This is a genomic window from Proteiniphilum sp. UBA5384 (assembly GCF_002410825.1).
Classification (GTDB): Bacteria; Bacteroidota; Bacteroidia; order Bacteroidales; family Dysgonomonadaceae; genus Proteiniphilum.
Genome location: NZ_DHOS01000030.1, coordinates 131,420 through 146,641, shown reverse-complemented (window position 1 = coordinate 146,641; position 15,222 = coordinate 131,420). Strand labels below are relative to the sequence as shown.

The following is a 15,222-nucleotide window of genomic DNA, read 5'->3' as shown; positions in this document are numbered from 1 at the left end:
CGATTTATCTTATTTATTTTTAATGATTTGAGCCGTGAAATCGGCTTCAGAAACTACCTTATCTCCAAGAAATGCCAGTCCCCGCATAGTAGCAATCCCCCGGCGCATTTCACTGGTAAGCTCGACCCTGAAAAGAATGGTATCTCCCGGCACCACTTTTTGGCGGAATTTCACATTATCTATCTTAAGGAAATAGGTTGAATATCTTTCCGGCTCATCCAATCCGGCAAGTACTAACAGACCTCCTGTCTGAGCCATTGCCTCTACCTGGAGCACACCCGGCATCACCGGTTCCTGAGGAAAATGGCCGACAAAGTAAGGTTCGTTGGTGGTAATATTTTTAACCCCTACAATATACTTGTCTGTCATCTTTATGATTTTATCCACCATCAGGAAAGGATAACGATGAGGCAACAATTCCCGGATGCGATTATTATCCATAACCGACTCCTGCATCAAATCATATACAGGTGGTTGTACTTCATTCAATTTAATATCTTTCCGGATCAGCCGCGCCAATTGATTATTAATTTTATGACCGGGACGAGTGGCAATGAGTCGCCCCTTAATAGGTTTCCCGATAAGTGCCATATCGCCAATAATATCGAGCAGTTTATGTCGTGCCGGCTCATTTGGGAACATTAATTTACGATTGTTCAGATAACCCAAATCTTCGGCATTATGATGAGGTACATTCAATTCATCGGCTATATCATTCAATTCTTTCTGCGATAATTTTCTCTCATAAATCACGATTGCGTTATCCAAATTCCCTCCCTTGATGAGGCCGGCTTTACGTAATTGTTGTATTTCGCGTACAAATACAAAAGTACGGGAAGGAGCAATTTCCGTCTCATAATCGGTAACATTGTCCATTGACGCCGATTGATTGGGAATATATTTTGAATCGAACTCAATAAATGAATTGATACAGAATGCATCATCAGGTAACAGTGTAAGCTTTGAACCGGTTTCCGGATCGGAAACCTCTATCTTATTACGTACAATATAAAAATCTTTGTCTTTATCCTGTTCTTTGAGACCTACTTTCCGGATCTCATTTACATATTGAATCGCACTTCCGTCAAGGATGGGAAATTCAGACGCATTGACTTCGATCAGACAATTATCTACACCCAAGGCAAACAAGGCAGAAAACCCGTGTTCAACGGTACTTATCGTCACTTCACCTTTCCCAACCACCGTTCCGCGTTGGGTATTGACTACATTTTCAGCCAATGCCTCTATGATGGGTTGATTCTGAAGATCAATCCGTTTTATCTTATACCCATGGTCTACCGGTGCAGGATTAAAAGTAACTACTATATCCAAGCCGGTATGAAGACCTACTCCGCTTAACGTAAAGCTGCTTTGTAACGTTTTCTGTTTCATATAATAAAACTATCTCTTACCTCCACTTTTTTATTGAAAATAATTAATTTCTCATTTTATCTACTTTGTGCAAAGATAATATCAACTACACAATTTTACCTCATTAAGCTATATAAAATCCGTTTTTCTCTATTCACATGACCAGATACACAGATTATTTACAAATTTGTGAAAGGTAGAGTAAGGGTCTTATCTCCTAGTTACTTAATAAAAAATCATTTAATTATCAGCATCCAACTTCTTTTTCAGTTCGTGAAGTTCTTTTTCCAAAGCATTCAACTGTCGGTACATATCTGGCAATTTCGGGATAATAATACTCGATTTGAAAAAACTCTTAACCGGCATCGCAGGGGAACCGATAATTTCAGATCCCTCTTTGATATTACTGATAATACCGGCCTGTGCCCCTATGCTGCTATTTCTTCCGATGGTGATATGTCCGCCGAGGCCTACCTGTCCACCGAACACACAATTTTCGCCTACCTTGGTCGAACCGGCAATTCCAACCTGTGCTGCCATAGCCGTATTCTCTCCAATTTCGCAATTATGTGCAATTTGTATAAGGTTGTCCAGTTTTACCCCATGATGGATTATGGTGGATCCCATCACAGCACGGTCGATAGTCGTATTGGCTCCTATTTCCACATCATCTTCAATAATAACATTTCCTATCTGGGGTATTTTATGATATACTTCCCCTTCTTTGGAAAAGCCAAATCCATCCGCTCCAATAACAGCACCTGAATGTATAATACAATTATCACCGATCACACACCCATGATAGATTTTCGCACCGGCATAAATGATTGTATTTTTTCCAATCTTTACATTTTCACCAATATAAGCGTGTGGATAAATCCTACTGTTATCACCTATTTCCACCTGATCACTGATATAAGCGAATGCAGCGACATAGGTCTGCTCACCGAGTTTGGAAGAGGGTGAAATAAAACTCATTTCTTCAAATCCACTCTTTCGGGGAGTGTTTTTATTCACCATCTCCATCAAAGAGGCTAATGCCGCATAAGCATTAGGTACTTTGATAAGGGTAGCGCTGACAGGTTTTTCCGGTTCAAAATCACTATTCACCAGAACAATTTCAGCCTCTGTATCATAAATATAATGGGTATACTTGGGATTGGCAAGAAAAGTAATTGTGCCTGTTTTCCCCTCTTCTATTTTTGAAAAATTGGAAACTTCTGCTTCCGGATTGCCGACGATCTCTCCTTTTAGAAAATCAGCTATTTGCTTTGCAGTGAAAGTCATCAATATCGCTTTTATTTAAATATGTTGAATCCCTGACAGGTTTTTAAGAACCTTCTCTCCATTTAATTACAAGAGTAATGAAGATTTTAAAGGTATCAACAATCTTCTCTGTTTTTATTCTAAACCGCAAATTAACAACTTTTTTTTTATCCGTACACAAATTAAATCATAATATACATTAAACAAAGTGGAATCTAAATTTGTGAAATTAAAAACCAGCATTACTTTGTACCTTCCTTTTTTTAGGAATTAACCCGGACTTTCCAACGCTTATGGCTCCACAACCAGCAGGATTTGTTTCTTTCAATGCTTTTTTCCAGCAATTCCGCATATCTGGATGTGATAAAATTACGTTTGGTTGCACGGCTCTCCTCACAGATAGGGATAAGGGTTACCCTATATTTTCCTCTTTCGTATCGATCCATGTCCACATACACGACCGGGATATTTTGCAGTCGGGCAATGGATTCCACCCCCGATTGCATAATACTGTCCTGGTTCAGGAAACGGGTAACGGTCGACCGGACTGTTTTTTTCGCAGATTGATCAGCCAGAAAGAAATAAAAACTCTTCCGGCCTTCATTTTCCATCATATAGGGAATGATACTGCCCGCTTCAACTGCCTTAGCCCTTTCCCTTTTCCTGAACAATATTTTCCGATAATCTTCCATTATCCTGTTTGAAAGCCTGTTGCTCATCTGCTTATAGACACACACAAAGTCCGTATCACTGAATTGAGGATCGTTGAAATCAATTGCCTGATACAATGCGGCTGCCACCAGTTCCCAATTCCCCGTATGTCCCAACAGAAAAATGATTTTCCCCTGTTTTTCAAAGATTTGGGAAATCAATTCCTTGTTGGACAGGCATACACTCTCCGCCACTTTTTTAGACGAAGAGGACATGTGCCACATCGATTCGAAAAGCACATCACAGAAATAAGTATAAAACCCTTTGGCAGTCTGTTCTATTTCCTTGTAGTTGAGTTGGGGAAACGAGCGGGCTATATTGATATTCACCACGTCAGAACGATAGTGCATTCCTTTTCTCAGGAAAGAAGCAAGCCAGTCCGAAAAAACGTAGAGCATCTTTAAAGGCAAATAAGAAAGCAACAGGAAAGGAATCAGGAAAATACGTATCATATATGTCTGTCTTCAAAGAAAATAATCAGGCGGTCAATCCCCCGTCGACAGGGATTATTGCTCCTGTAATATAGGAAGCTTGTTTGGAGGCCAAAAAGCCGACCAGTTCAGCCACTTCATTCGCTTCTCCGATTCTTCCGGCCGGAATTTGTGCCTTGACAGCCTCTTTCTCCATATTCTCCAGCATGTCCGTCTGGATAAAACCGGGAGCCACCGCATTCACCGTAACACCTTTGCGGGCTATTTCCCTCGACAATGTCCTTGTAGCGGCAATAATAGCACCTTTTGCCGCAGAATAATTGATCTGTCCGGGCATCCCCTTCAATCCCGAGACGGACGATATATTGATGATCCGGCCATATTTCCTGAGCAGCATTTTTTTAAGCAGGGGGCGGGTCACATTATAAAAGCCGTGCAAGGAGATATCGATCACTTCATCCCATTCTTCCGGCACCATCCAAAGCATAAGGTTATCCCTGCAAATTCCCGCGTTATTGACCAGCACTTCGATATAATCGTCGGGGTGACGGTCATTCCACAGCTCTAAAACCGATTCGGTCTCTTGCCGGTCAGAGACATCGAAACATAGGATTTCACCGTCCCCACCGGTTTCTCTGACCAGTTGGAGTGTTTTTTCGGCTTCCTCCTGCTGAGAACGGTAGTTGATAATCACATTATAATCCATCGCGGCCAGTTTTACACAAACCGCTCTCCCTATTCCGCGGCTACCACCGGTAACTAATGCATATTTCTTCATGTTCGTTGGTCATTGATTTTTATATCTTCACTAAAGTTAGACTATTTCTCGCTATGGCAAAGTTAAACAAGTTTGACTTTGCTCTTTTAGCTTAACGAAATAGTTTTAAAACAGTATCCGCCCCGAGAATTTCAGCACAGGTAAAAAAAGAGGTCATGGATACTCCCAAAACGCCGTGCACCGAAAGATTTTGCCCCGTCAGGAACAGATTGGGAACAGGTGTTTTGGGTGTAAGGATGGTATAAGGCAATTCATTGTAATTTTTCCGGATGCCGAAAGCTGAACCTTCAACGGTACCGGTATAATCTCTCCATGTGAGCGGCGTACTCGTATATACGGTCTCGATTGATTCCCTTAACCGGGGAATATGCCTCGAAGCAATATCAATGCATTCATCCGCCCGCTTCGCCTTTAAATCAAGATATCCCTGCCCTCTTTTTCCGACAGTGGTATGCTCCCACTCCCTGAGCTCTTCCCAATGCATAGGACTCAACAAATCGATATGGGTCGCATAGGGACTGCCATTTTCCGGCACGGCAAAACTCACAAAAACATATCGCTTCTGACCGTTGTCCGGATAATGATGATACGACCATACGTTATCACGTTCATGTATGTGGATGTTCCGGTTCAGGTAAGGAAGCCTGTTCTCTTTCAATTCCAGGTGTGCCGTGAAAATGCCGTATGTATTTTCAAGACGGCTGATGCGGTTGCGGAATGAGCTACGGACGAGTTCCTTGTTTTGCAACAGATCGATCGTGGATGCGGGATGAATGGCTGAAATGAAAATCTTCGCTTCCCCCTCCTCGTCATTGTCGAGCAGCACCGAATTTATTTTCTCTTTACAGTTTTTCAACATCGTCACTTCCCGGTTTGTCATTACCGTGCCGCCCATTTTCTGAATGGCATCCGACAGCGACTCCGCGATCAACGACCCACCGCCTTTCAACCTCCATGCGCTCTCAGTGTAAGTTTCGTTGGTTTGGGCGAATATATACAAGGGCAACCGGTCGGGGTGCAACTCCAGCTTCAACGAGTTGCCCGACAGGATGTTTATCAACAGCGGGTCTTTGATCGTCTCCTTCAAATAGGCGTATGCCGACCGGGAGAATAGCGATTTGAAAAAATCCTCCTCCCGGTGTTCTTTATTCCCGAAAACATGGAAAATATTATCTCCCACATTTTTCAAAAAAGAGGCATACTCCTCCAATTCGCCCCTTTGTTCCGGGAAATGGGATGAAAGTGTTTCAACAAAACGCCCATGGCCGCTTGCCAACAGGAAACTTTTGTCATTTATGATCACTTCGTCATAGCCATTTGCGTCGAGCCGGTACCATGGGAGGGTGCTCAATCCGAAATAATCCATCAACCGGCGCAGCGGTTGCCCCTCATCCAATCCCCCCACATAATGGAAACCGGTATCGAAAACGTTTTTTCCTCTCCTGAATGTTTGCAGGCAGCCACCCACTTTTTTTCCCTTTTCAATGACACAAACGTCGTATCCTTTTTTACAGAGGATATAGCCGCATTGCAGGCCGCCAAGTCCCCCGCCGATTATAATCACATCATGCTTCATACCTTATGCCTTCCCCGGCCTTTCCGCCAGTTCCCCTTTCAAGCTCAGGCAAACAAGCTCCTTGTACTTGATGGAGGCCTCTATTTGATACATCTTCCCCTGCTTTTCATCAGCCAGAATAGCATCTGTCAATTCTATTCTTATCCGTAGATCCTGCCTGTTTTGCGGGGATATGACCGACAAAAACCGGCATCTTGATATTTTACGTATCTCCAGAGGAGATCCTATCGACCGGGATGCACAGGCAACGATCATTCCGATGCTGCAAACTCCCGGAGAAACGGGCTCCCCCGGAAAATGGCCTCTATATATTTCGGAGTCGGGATTCAATTCCACATCATAGATATCGGCATTCTCAATCCCGGACTTCCTGTTAATTGTAAAATAATTGTCTATCCACATTTCAGTTTATAACGAGTTTCATTTTACATGAAGCAATGGGTTTTGAAACAACGGCCTCCGAGACAACGGGCTCCGAAACAACATAACTCTCGGCTCTCACAAGAATAACATCCATCACTTCGGACAGGATTTCTATGATAGTCTCCAGAAAATCTCCTGTCCGGGGATTATCCACCAGTTCAAAATCCCGTATTTCCCCTATATAACTGGTTTTTACCTGCTCATTCCTGCCGGCGGCCAAATATCCCAACATTGCAGCCGAGGACTGGGCCATGTGTTCTATCACACCTTCGGCAGAGAAAATGCCCTCCCGACAAAATATATTGCCCGGCAAAATCTTCAGACCGGTGTAATATTCCGGATCAGCAGGTTTAAAAAATGTATCTATCAATATGACAGGTTCCCGCTGACAGATCAAGCTTTTGATTTGTTCTTCACGAAGCAAGATGGCCCTCATCGGATTGTTTTTTTAGAAGAAATTCGTAAAGATCTTCAAATGTCTTTACCTCTATAATTTCCGGGCCTTTGATTTTATATCCGAATTCGGATTCCAAAAGCGCCACCAGGTCCACTAAGGCCAGACTGTCCAACTCAAGCGCTTCCCTGAGATTTTCCTGCGGATTAAACAGGGAGGGATCTTTTTCAAATTCTGTAGCCAATGCGACATTCGTTTTCTCAATTATTTCCTGTTTCGTCATAATTCAATCAATATTAGAGTTTACATCGAATAAGATTTTTGATAGTTGATTATCAGATATCTTATTCCTTCATCAATATAATACAACGTTCATTATATCTATAAATTCCTGATTACCAGAGAGGAGTTAGTCCCCCCAAACCCAAAAGAATTGGAAAGGAAAATATCGAAATGTTTTCCGATCCGTTTCGACGGGATATTCAGCAGGGCGGAATCTTCGTCCGGATTTTCGAAATTCAGGTTGGGAGCAATAAAACCTCCTTTCATCATCAGCATGGAATAGATTACCTCGCTTGCGCCGGCCATCCACATTTCGTGACCGGTTTGTGATTTGGTGGAGGTCACCTCCGGTTTGTGGTCTCCAAATACCAGATGTAACGCCTTGGCTTCGTTACGGTCACCGATCAGTGTGGAAGTAGCATGGGCATTTACATATCCTATTTCACGAATATCGATACCCGCCTGCTTTATGGCCATGAGGAGAGAACGTTGCGGGCCATTCACGTTGGGATTGGAAATATGCTCCCCGTTACCCGAAAAGCCGTATCCGATCACCTCCGCCAGAATCGGCGCTCCACGTTTCACGGCCGACTCATAACTCTCCAGGATAACGGTCGCGGCACCGCCACCGGGGACAAGGCCATCCCTGTCCCGGTCGAATGGGCGGGAAGCTTTTGCCGGCTCGTTTTCCCGCACCGAGAAGGCGCTGATACCGTCGAAGCTGCACACAGAAAAGGGATTGACTTCCTGCGCCCCACCACAGATAACACAATCCTGATAACCATGCCTGATCAGCAAACTTCCCAGGCCAATGGCATGCGAACCGCTGGCACAAGCACCCGAAACTGTGAGGTTGATGCCTTTCAATCTGAAAATGCAACTTAAGTTCATGGTTACCGTTGAGTTCATCGACTGAAAGATTCCTCCCGACCCGATACGGGTAGTATCTCTTTTTTCACGAAATATATCCACGCATTTTACGGTCGGTTCAGCAGAACTGTCATTGCCATACAGCAAACCTATCTCATGGTCGTTTATATAGTCGGGATCCAAAGCGGCGTTCTTCAGTGCCTCGGCGGTTGCCGCATAAGCGTATTTGGCCTGTTCCGGCATAAAGACACGCTGATTCCGGGATAATTCATTCTTCAATTCGGGAATTTCTATTTGTGCGGTAAGCCCCGACCTGAACCCATTTTCTTTGCGCACCGGATCGAAAATTATACCCGAAACACCATTGTATAAAGCATCTCTTACCTCATCGAGATTTTTACCCAGACAAGAATAAATTCCCATGCCGGTAATAACGACTCTTTTATCCATACCAAAAGTTTTTTCGTAAATAGTTTTTGAACTACAAAGCTATACTTTTACTGAAGTTTTCCGGTGTCTGAAATATCCTGTAATATGTTGTAAAAGTCGTTTTAATAATAAATAAGAATTCGTAAACCTCACACCAGACCTAAAGGCGAAGAATTTCACCCATCCCCGGGATTATAAATTTCTCTTACGGTATTCAATGGGAGTCTTTCCCGTATGCTGTTTGAAAAAGCTGCTGAAAAAAGAGGGATTCGGGAAATTGTATTCTTCCGAAATCTCAAGCATCGTGCGGTGAGTACTTACCAGTTCCTGCTTGATTCCTATAATTAAAATCTCATGTATCCAATCCATTACAGGTCGTCCGGTCACTTTTTTTATTACTGTGGAAAGATATTTTGGGGTTAAACATAATTCATTCGCATAAAAAGTGACGGTCTTTTCTTTTTTAAAATTCACCACAAGCAATTTGAAAAATTGCTCAGCCAATCCTTCCTGCCTCGATTTTTCTACGGACGATAACCGGTAATTTTCATTTTCATATTCGGAAATCACCATAAGCATAAGTGCCTGCAAGAGGCTGGCAGTGATTTTCCATTGGAACGGACCGCCACTTTTATTATGGTTTTCGGTCATCAACGAGTGCAATTTCAGGATTGACCCCATCTTGTCCGTCGGCATTTTGATACCGGGGTTTTGATTGAGCCGGAATAAAAAGTCATATCTCAGCGAATGCGGAAACTGCAGTATGATATTATAGGGAAAAAACAGCAATTTGCAGTGAAAATCGGAAGATCTGTCTAAGAGGCGGATGATCTGCTTGGGAAGAATAGTCAATACATAATCTTTTTCAATTTGTATCTCTTTATGGTTCAATTTAAAAAGGCAATTGCCTTTCAGGCAAATACCAAAAACAATGCCATCAAATATAAAGACCGGATCTTCGGACAGGTCGTCCAGAATATCTTCCGAATCAACCATCGTAAAATCTTTGATAGAATAAATATTCGTATGGACGGACGTATGAACATCGGTAGCTTTTTCTTTCATAGGTAGTAATTTTAGAATTAAATGCTCCTTACTGCACTTGAGAACTTACAAAGTTAAGAATAAATATGTGCAATCTCGAATTATTTAATTTGCGTAATTCAAATTTAAATGATACTTTTGCACTCACTTTTGCGGGGTGTAGCTCAGTCCGGTTTAGAGTACTCGTCTGGGGGGCGAGTGGTCGCTGGTTCGAATCCAGTCACCCCGACATTGAAAATCAGCCATTTACTCTTTTTGTAAATGGCTGATTTTTTTACCGACAGAGATACTTACTCACGGCTCTCAATTATAAATTGTATTATTTATTCAATAGGTTATTGACCTTTTCAGTAAAGTAATAACCGCCTATTTTAGGTGCTCCTACAAATTCCACAATGCCCTTTTCCTTAACAAACGAAGATAGTTCTCTGTGATACAGCGCATTTACAATTAAAGTAATTCATCCGACCACTCACCAAATCCATTGCCCGATAAATCGCTTCGGGATTCCAGCCTCTTTTATATTCAATCCTTTCGCTTTCAACAACACGGCCGGAGAGAAGTTTTTCTATATTAATCGGAATTGCCATATTCTTTCGCTTAGACTGTAAAGATACAATTTATTTCTGTAAACCTTTTGCTTCCTTTCGTTGTTAGTTGAATTAAGAGTAATAACAGATTGTGCGATGGAAACAACTAAATCAAAATCAGTTCAGAAACTTACCGTTAACGGAAAGAATTATAATTATAGTTCTTTGAAGAACCTTCCTGATGGCCGGGTTGAACACCTACCCTTCAGTATCCGTATCCTATTGGAAAATGTATTACGGAATTATGACGGCTTCAGCATCACGGATGATCATATCAATACATTGGTTAACTGGTCGCCTATACCTATAGATAAGGATATTCCTTTCATGCCGGCGCGTATATTAATGCAGGACTTCACAGGAGTGCCTGCTGTGGTCGACATGGCTTCACTGCGGGCTGAATATGTACGGCATGGCAAAGACGGCCAGAGGATCAATCCTGCCATTCCCGTTGATTTAGTGATCGACCACTCGGTACAGGTCGATTATTTTGGCACTGATTATTCTTATGACAAGAACGTGCAAGTGGAGTATGAACGAAACAGTGAGCGGTACGAATTACTGAAATGGGCACAAAATGGCCTTCATAATTTTACGGTAGTTCCTCCCGGATTGGGCATTTGCCATCAGGTCAACTTGGAATATCTGGCCAAAGGAATTATACGCCGTGATGGTTGGTTATTCCCGGACACACTGGTCGGTACCGACTCACACACTCCCATGGTGAATGGCATTGGCGTGATCGGATGGGGTGTGGGTGGTATCGAGGCGGAAGCAGCCATGCTCGGACAACCTATTTTCTTTACCTGTCCCGAAGTGATAGGGTTGAAGTTAACGGGAAAGATACCGGAGCAATGTACTGCCACCGACATGGTATTGTCGATCACAAAAGTGTTAAGAGACAAAGGTGTAGTGGGTAAGTTTGTGGAAGTATTTGGCGATGGTCTGGACACTTTAACAGTTACCGACAGGGCAACTATTTCTAATATGTCACCCGAATTCGGATGTACGGTAACCTATTTCCCGGTTGATGACCTCACTTTGCAGTACATGCGCCAGACCAATCGTACGGAAGAAGAGGTGAAAATTGTCGAGACCTATTGTAAGGAAAACCTGTTATGGCGCACCGGAAATGAGAATATACAATATTCCTCTCTGGTGGAATTTGATCTGTCGACACTTCAACCGACAGTTTCAGGTCCCAAGCGTCCACAGGACAAGATACTGGTCAAAGATTTAGGCAAGCAGTTCGAGCTCCTCCTGGAAAAAGAATATGCCCGCTCTTATTTTCCGGTGCATGACAGGCGTGAATCGGCATGGCTGGCCGACGGCGGCTCCGGAACCGAATTTACTTTTGGCAAAGTACCTGTCAATGCGCCCACGACTTATGAGGTAGAAAAAGAATCGATTCGGTCCGTAAGGATCAAGCACAAGAATAAAGAGTTTGTACTCAGTGACGGCAGTATCGTGATTGCGGCCATCACCAGTTGCACCAACACCTCTAATCCCGCTGTAATGGTCGGTGCCGGGTTATTGGCAAGAAATGCGGTCATGAAAGGATTACGCACCAAATCGTGGGTCAAGACCTCCCTGGCCCCCGGATCCAAGGTGGTGACACAATACCTGGAGCGTTCCGGCCTGAATGCAGATTTGGAAGCCTTGCGTTTTCATACGGTAGGCTATGGCTGCACATCCTGTATCGGAAACTCGGGGCCGCTTCCCCCGCATATCGCTGAAGCTGTAGAAAAGGGTGAATTAGTTGTATCTGCCGTATTGTCCGGCAACAGAAATTTTGAAGCCCGCGTACATCCGCAGGTAAAGATGAATTTCCTGATGTCTCCCATGCTGGTCGTGGCTTATGCGCTGGTGGGCAGGATAGATGTCAATCTCATGGAAGATCCCCTGGACTATGATCCCAATGGCAATCCCGTATACCTGAAGGATATCTGGCCCGGTAGGGATGAAATTGCTGAAACGATCAAGTCCTGCATGAAGGTCGAAGATTTCAAACAGGTCTACGATACTATTTTTGACGGCTCTACCGATTGGCAAAACCTGAAAGTCAGTTTGGGTCAGAATTACAAATGGGACAAAAATTCCACCTACATCAAAGAGGCCCCCTTCTTCGAAGGATTGAGTAAGGAATTACACCCTGTAAAGGATATTCACAATGCCCGGGTATTGTTATATCTGGGTGATTCCGTCACAACCGATCATATCTCCCCGGCAGGTTCATTCAGGGAAGACAGTGCCGCAGGTAAATATTTGCTGGAGCACGGGGTTAGCCGGGCCGATTTCAATTCCTACGGATCGCGTCGTGGCAATCATGAAGTGATGATGCGGGGTACTTTTGCCAATGTCCGCATCAAAAATAAAATCACCGAAAGGGAAGGCGGCTATAGCATCTATTTCCCGAAGAAAGAAGTGAAAACTGTCTATGAAACGGCGATGGCCTATAAGAAAGACGCTACGCCCCTGATTGTATTGGCCGGCAAGGAATATGGTTCCGGTTCGTCGAGGGACTGGGCTGCCAAGGGCGCCTTCCTGTTAGGCGTGAAGGCGGTGATTGCCGAGAGCTTCGAGCGGATCCACAGAAGTAACCTGGTAGGCATGGGCGTGGCACCGTTGGTATTCATCAATGGACAGAATGCCGAATCATTGGATCTGGATGGCAGCGAGACCTATTCCATCATCGGATTAGCTTCCGACTTAGTACCTCATAAAATAGTGGAGGTAAGAGCCGTGCATCCCTCCGGGAAGATCACCGATTTCCACGTCAATGCACGTTTCGATTCCGCAATCGAAATAGAATATTATAAAAATGAAGGTATCCTGCAATATGTGTTGCGTGACTACCTACGGAAGGATGAGTAGATGTATAAAACCGGGCAGAATGTTTTTTCTGCCCGGACACTTTAATTGATTTCAGTTTTAAGCATGTGCCACGTTGTCAGCCTATGCCTTCTGATACTTTGAGAAATCTACATTCAGCATGCTTCCGGTTTCCTTCAATGCGTGATGGAAAGCGAAGCAGGCATAGATATCCTGGGGAAGATGCCCTTTCACACCACGATTGAGATACTCGTGCAGCAATGGCCGGTAATCGGGGTGGGCGCATTTCTCAATAATTTCTTCAGCGCGATTCCTTGGCCCCTTACCACGCAGGTCGGCCACTCCATATTCCGACACCACAATCTTCACCGAGTGCTCATTGTGGTCCTCATGGGTCACCTTAGGCACTATGCAGCTGATGGCCCCATTCTTGGCCGTGGAAGGCGTAAGGAATACCGAAAGATAAGAGTTGCGGGTAAAATCTCCCGATCCTCCGATCCCGTTCATCATCTTGGTACCGTTCACATGGGTGGAGTTGACGTTGCCAAATATATCCACCTCGATGGCAGTATTCAAGGCAATAATTCCCAACCTGCGCGCCATTCCCGGATTATTGGATATCTCCGACGGACGCAATACCAGTTTATTTTTAAAGAAGTCAAGGTCGTTATAGAACTGATGAAGTACATCATTGCTCACCGTAAGCGAGCAGCCGCTGGCAAATGAGATATAACCTTTCTGCATCATGTCGAGTACAGCATCCTGTATCACTTCGGTATATACCTCAAAACGGGGAATATCGGGGTTGCTGCCCATGGAAGCCAATACCGCGTTGGCGATATTTCCCACTCCCGACTGGATAGGGAGGAAATGGGCGGGAATACGGCCGGCCTTCATCTCCGCAACAAAAAACTCAGCTACGTTGTTCCCGATTTGTTGCGTGACCTCATCCACGGGGGCAAAACCATGTCCTTCCCCGTCCCTGTCGGTTTCCACTACAAATATCTTTTCCGGATTCACTTTCACATAATCGAGCCCCACCCGTGCCTGTACTTCGAAGATGGGTATCTCCCGTCGTTTGGGGGGATCCTGCAATTCATAGATATCGTGAATACCCCGTAATTTAGAAGGAACTTGTTTGTTCAATTCCACGATCACGATATCCGCTAACCGGCAGATGGTAGGTGTAATGCCCACGGCTGTTGTGGGTACAATTTCACCTTTTTCGGTCACCTCGCAAGCCTCTATGATAGCCACATTTATTTTTCCAAGAAACCCGTAACGGATTTCCTGGGCCAACTGGGAAAGATGTATATCAAAAAAATCGAGTTCATTCCGGTTGATCGCCTCGCGCATATCTTTGTTCGTCTGGTAAGGTGTCCGGAATTTGATCGCTTTTGCACGGGAAAGTGCCCCGTCTATGGAGTCGCCGGTGGATGCTCCCGTGAAAACACCGATCTTGAAAGGATTACCCTTGGCATGTTCTTCCTCCGCCCTTTTAGCAATTTCCACCGGAACCACTTTGGGACATCCGGCATGAGTAAAACCGCTGAAGCCTACGTTGTCGTTATTCTTAATAAGTTCCGCAGCCTCTTCAGCACTAATAAATCGTAAAGCCATATACAATAAATATTTTTGTGTGTTAGATAAAAATCGATAGTTTTAATACTTTCTCAGCATAATCTCCCCATAAATCAGTCCTTTTTTAAGTTCTTCATGGCCAGTATCATCCCTGAGAGCCTTAATCAACGGATGCAACGTTTTGTTGGATACCTCTTCCCGGGCATTATCAGATATTTCCGGGGAATCAGGATCATCCTCATAAAAGGAGTTTACATTATAATCAAAAGTATAGCTCGGATGGGAAGGTTGTTCATCATGAATAGATACCAGGTCAAGTGAGGAACGGAAATCCTTGTGAACCCCCTCGCTCGAATATGGAACGGGGATCGGTGGAGGTGCCACCTTATGCTTCTCTATTCGCGGAGGTACAATTTCCGACTCTTCATCAAAAAAAGGTCGGGATTCTACTTCCGATTGTTGTTGTTGTTGTCTTTTCTTTCGGGAATCATTAAAAAAACCCAATATCACAAAAAATACCAGAAGGATAAAATAAATAATATCACCAAACTCCATATTTTGATTAATTTTGCAACCGGACAAAAATAGTGATTTTTTCTGAATTGAAGGTTGAGTTGGTTAATAGAAAAAAATCGAGAGCAACT

At 43.9% G+C, this 15,222-nt stretch carries 13 protein-coding genes and 1 tRNA gene; 2 read left to right on the top strand and 12 right to left on the bottom strand.

Annotation, left to right across the window (positions count from 1 at the left end; translation table 11 throughout):
* Positions 1-9 precede the first annotated feature (9 nt).
* The 10 genes from B4G81_RS05965 to B4G81_RS05920 all read right to left on the bottom strand — a co-directional run bounded on the left by B4G81_RS05965 (position 10) and on the right by B4G81_RS05920 (position 9,596).
* A complete protein-coding gene (locus B4G81_RS05965) occupies positions 10-1,392 on the bottom strand; it encodes a bifunctional UDP-3-O-[3-hydroxymyristoyl] N-acetylglucosamine deacetylase/3-hydroxyacyl-ACP dehydratase (protein ID WP_294081071.1) in 1,383 nt (460 codons plus the stop codon).
* Positions 1,393-1,611: 219 nt separating this feature from the next.
* The gene (gene lpxD / locus B4G81_RS05960; protein ID WP_294081070.1) at positions 1,612-2,658 is read right to left on the bottom strand and encodes a UDP-3-O-(3-hydroxymyristoyl)glucosamine N-acyltransferase; all 1,047 of its coding nucleotides are present in this window, start codon (positions 2,656-2,658) and stop codon (positions 1,612-1,614) included.
* Positions 2,659-2,900: 242 nt separating this feature from the next.
* Positions 2,901-3,800, bottom strand: a complete 900-nt coding sequence (locus tag B4G81_RS05955; protein WP_294081069.1) for a lysophospholipid acyltransferase family protein — start codon at positions 3,798-3,800, stop codon at positions 2,901-2,903.
* A 25-nt stretch (positions 3,801-3,825) separates the two neighbouring features.
* Positions 3,826-4,557 (bottom strand): 3-oxoacyl-ACP reductase FabG, encoded by a 732-nt coding sequence (gene fabG / locus B4G81_RS05950; RefSeq protein WP_294081068.1) that lies wholly within the window; start codon positions 4,555-4,557, stop codon positions 3,826-3,828.
* A gap of 91 nt (positions 4,558-4,648) precedes the next feature.
* Positions 4,649-6,133 (bottom strand): phytoene desaturase family protein, encoded by a 1,485-nt coding sequence (locus tag B4G81_RS05945; protein WP_294081067.1) that lies wholly within the window; start codon positions 6,131-6,133, stop codon positions 4,649-4,651.
* Positions 6,134-6,136: 3 nt separating this feature from the next.
* Positions 6,137-6,535, bottom strand: coding sequence for a hypothetical protein (locus B4G81_RS05940; RefSeq protein WP_294081066.1), 399 nt, complete (start codon positions 6,533-6,535; stop codon positions 6,137-6,139).
* 1 nt (position 6,536) lies between these two features.
* The gene (locus B4G81_RS05935; protein WP_294081065.1) at positions 6,537-6,992 is read right to left on the bottom strand and encodes a hydroxymyristoyl-ACP dehydratase; all 456 of its coding nucleotides are present in this window, start codon (positions 6,990-6,992) and stop codon (positions 6,537-6,539) included.
* Positions 6,970-7,233 carry a phosphopantetheine-binding protein gene (locus B4G81_RS05930; RefSeq protein WP_294081064.1) on the bottom strand — a complete coding sequence of 88 codons (264 nt, stop codon included), beginning with the start codon at positions 7,231-7,233 and terminating at the stop codon, positions 6,970-6,972. The genes B4G81_RS05935 and B4G81_RS05930 overlap by 23 nt, the downstream gene beginning before the upstream one ends.
* Before the next feature lie 98 nt (positions 7,234-7,331).
* Positions 7,332-8,552 (bottom strand): beta-ketoacyl-[acyl-carrier-protein] synthase family protein, encoded by a 1,221-nt coding sequence (locus B4G81_RS05925; protein WP_294081063.1) that lies wholly within the window; start codon positions 8,550-8,552, stop codon positions 7,332-7,334.
* Between the two features lie 171 nt (positions 8,553-8,723).
* On the bottom strand, positions 8,724-9,596 hold the full coding sequence (locus B4G81_RS05920) for a helix-turn-helix domain-containing protein (RefSeq protein ID WP_294081062.1): 873 nt from the start codon (positions 9,594-9,596) through the stop codon (positions 8,724-8,726).
* 132 nt (positions 9,597-9,728) lie between these two features.
* On the opposite strand from B4G81_RS05920, the gene B4G81_RS05915 reads away from it, so the two are divergent.
* Positions 9,729-9,804: transfer RNA gene (locus B4G81_RS05915), tRNA-Pro, on the top strand.
* Positions 9,805-10,261: 457 nt separating this feature from the next.
* Positions 10,262-13,039 (top strand): aconitate hydratase AcnA, encoded by a 2,778-nt coding sequence (gene acnA / locus B4G81_RS05910; protein ID WP_294081060.1) that lies wholly within the window; start codon positions 10,262-10,264, stop codon positions 13,037-13,039.
* A gap of 81 nt (positions 13,040-13,120) precedes the next feature.
* Here acnA and B4G81_RS05905 read toward each other — a convergent pair whose 3' ends face one another.
* Together B4G81_RS05905 and B4G81_RS05900 are read right to left on the bottom strand one after the other, a co-directional pair.
* Positions 13,121-14,617: a succinate CoA transferase gene (locus tag B4G81_RS05905; RefSeq protein WP_294081058.1), complete on the bottom strand. Its 1,497-nt coding sequence runs from the start codon at positions 14,615-14,617 to the stop codon at positions 13,121-13,123.
* A gap of 42 nt (positions 14,618-14,659) precedes the next feature.
* Positions 14,660-15,133 carry a hypothetical protein gene (locus B4G81_RS05900; RefSeq protein WP_294081056.1) on the bottom strand — a complete coding sequence of 158 codons (474 nt, stop codon included), beginning with the start codon at positions 15,131-15,133 and terminating at the stop codon, positions 14,660-14,662.
* Positions 15,134-15,222: the final 89 nt, after the last annotated feature.

Excerpts from the sequence above, each read along its gene's own strand:
- B4G81_RS05965 (WP_294081071.1), bottom strand. The coding sequence starts at position 1,392 with ATGAAACAGAAAACGTTACAAAGCAGCTTTACGTTAAGCGGAGTAGGT.
- lpxD (WP_294081070.1), bottom strand. The coding sequence starts at position 2,658 with ATGACTTTCACTGCAAAGCAAATAGCTGATTTTCTAAAAGGAGAGATC.
- B4G81_RS05955 (WP_294081069.1), bottom strand. The coding sequence starts at position 3,800 with ATGATACGTATTTTCCTGATTCCTTTCCTGTTGCTTTCTTATTTGCCT.
- fabG (WP_294081068.1), bottom strand. The coding sequence starts at position 4,557 with ATGAAGAAATATGCATTAGTTACCGGTGGTAGCCGCGGAATAGGGAGA.
- B4G81_RS05945 (WP_294081067.1), bottom strand. The coding sequence starts at position 6,133 with ATGAAGCATGATGTGATTATAATCGGCGGGGGACTTGGCGGCCTGCAA.
- B4G81_RS05940 (WP_294081066.1), bottom strand. The coding sequence starts at position 6,535 with ATGTGGATAGACAATTATTTTACAATTAACAGGAAGTCCGGGATTGAG.
- B4G81_RS05935 (WP_294081065.1), bottom strand. The coding sequence starts at position 6,992 with ATGAGGGCCATCTTGCTTCGTGAAGAACAAATCAAAAGCTTGATCTGT.
- B4G81_RS05930 (WP_294081064.1), bottom strand. The coding sequence starts at position 7,233 with ATGACGAAACAGGAAATAATTGAGAAAACGAATGTCGCATTGGCTACA.
- B4G81_RS05925 (WP_294081063.1), bottom strand. The coding sequence starts at position 8,552 with ATGGATAAAAGAGTCGTTATTACCGGCATGGGAATTTATTCTTGTCTG.
- B4G81_RS05920 (WP_294081062.1), bottom strand. The coding sequence starts at position 9,596 with ATGAAAGAAAAAGCTACCGATGTTCATACGTCCGTCCATACGAATATT.
- acnA (WP_294081060.1), top strand. The coding sequence starts at position 10,262 with ATGGAAACAACTAAATCAAAATCAGTTCAGAAACTTACCGTTAACGGA.
- B4G81_RS05905 (WP_294081058.1), bottom strand. The coding sequence starts at position 14,617 with ATGGCTTTACGATTTATTAGTGCTGAAGAGGCTGCGGAACTTATTAAG.
- B4G81_RS05900 (WP_294081056.1), bottom strand. The coding sequence starts at position 15,133 with ATGGAGTTTGGTGATATTATTTATTTTATCCTTCTGGTATTTTTTGTG.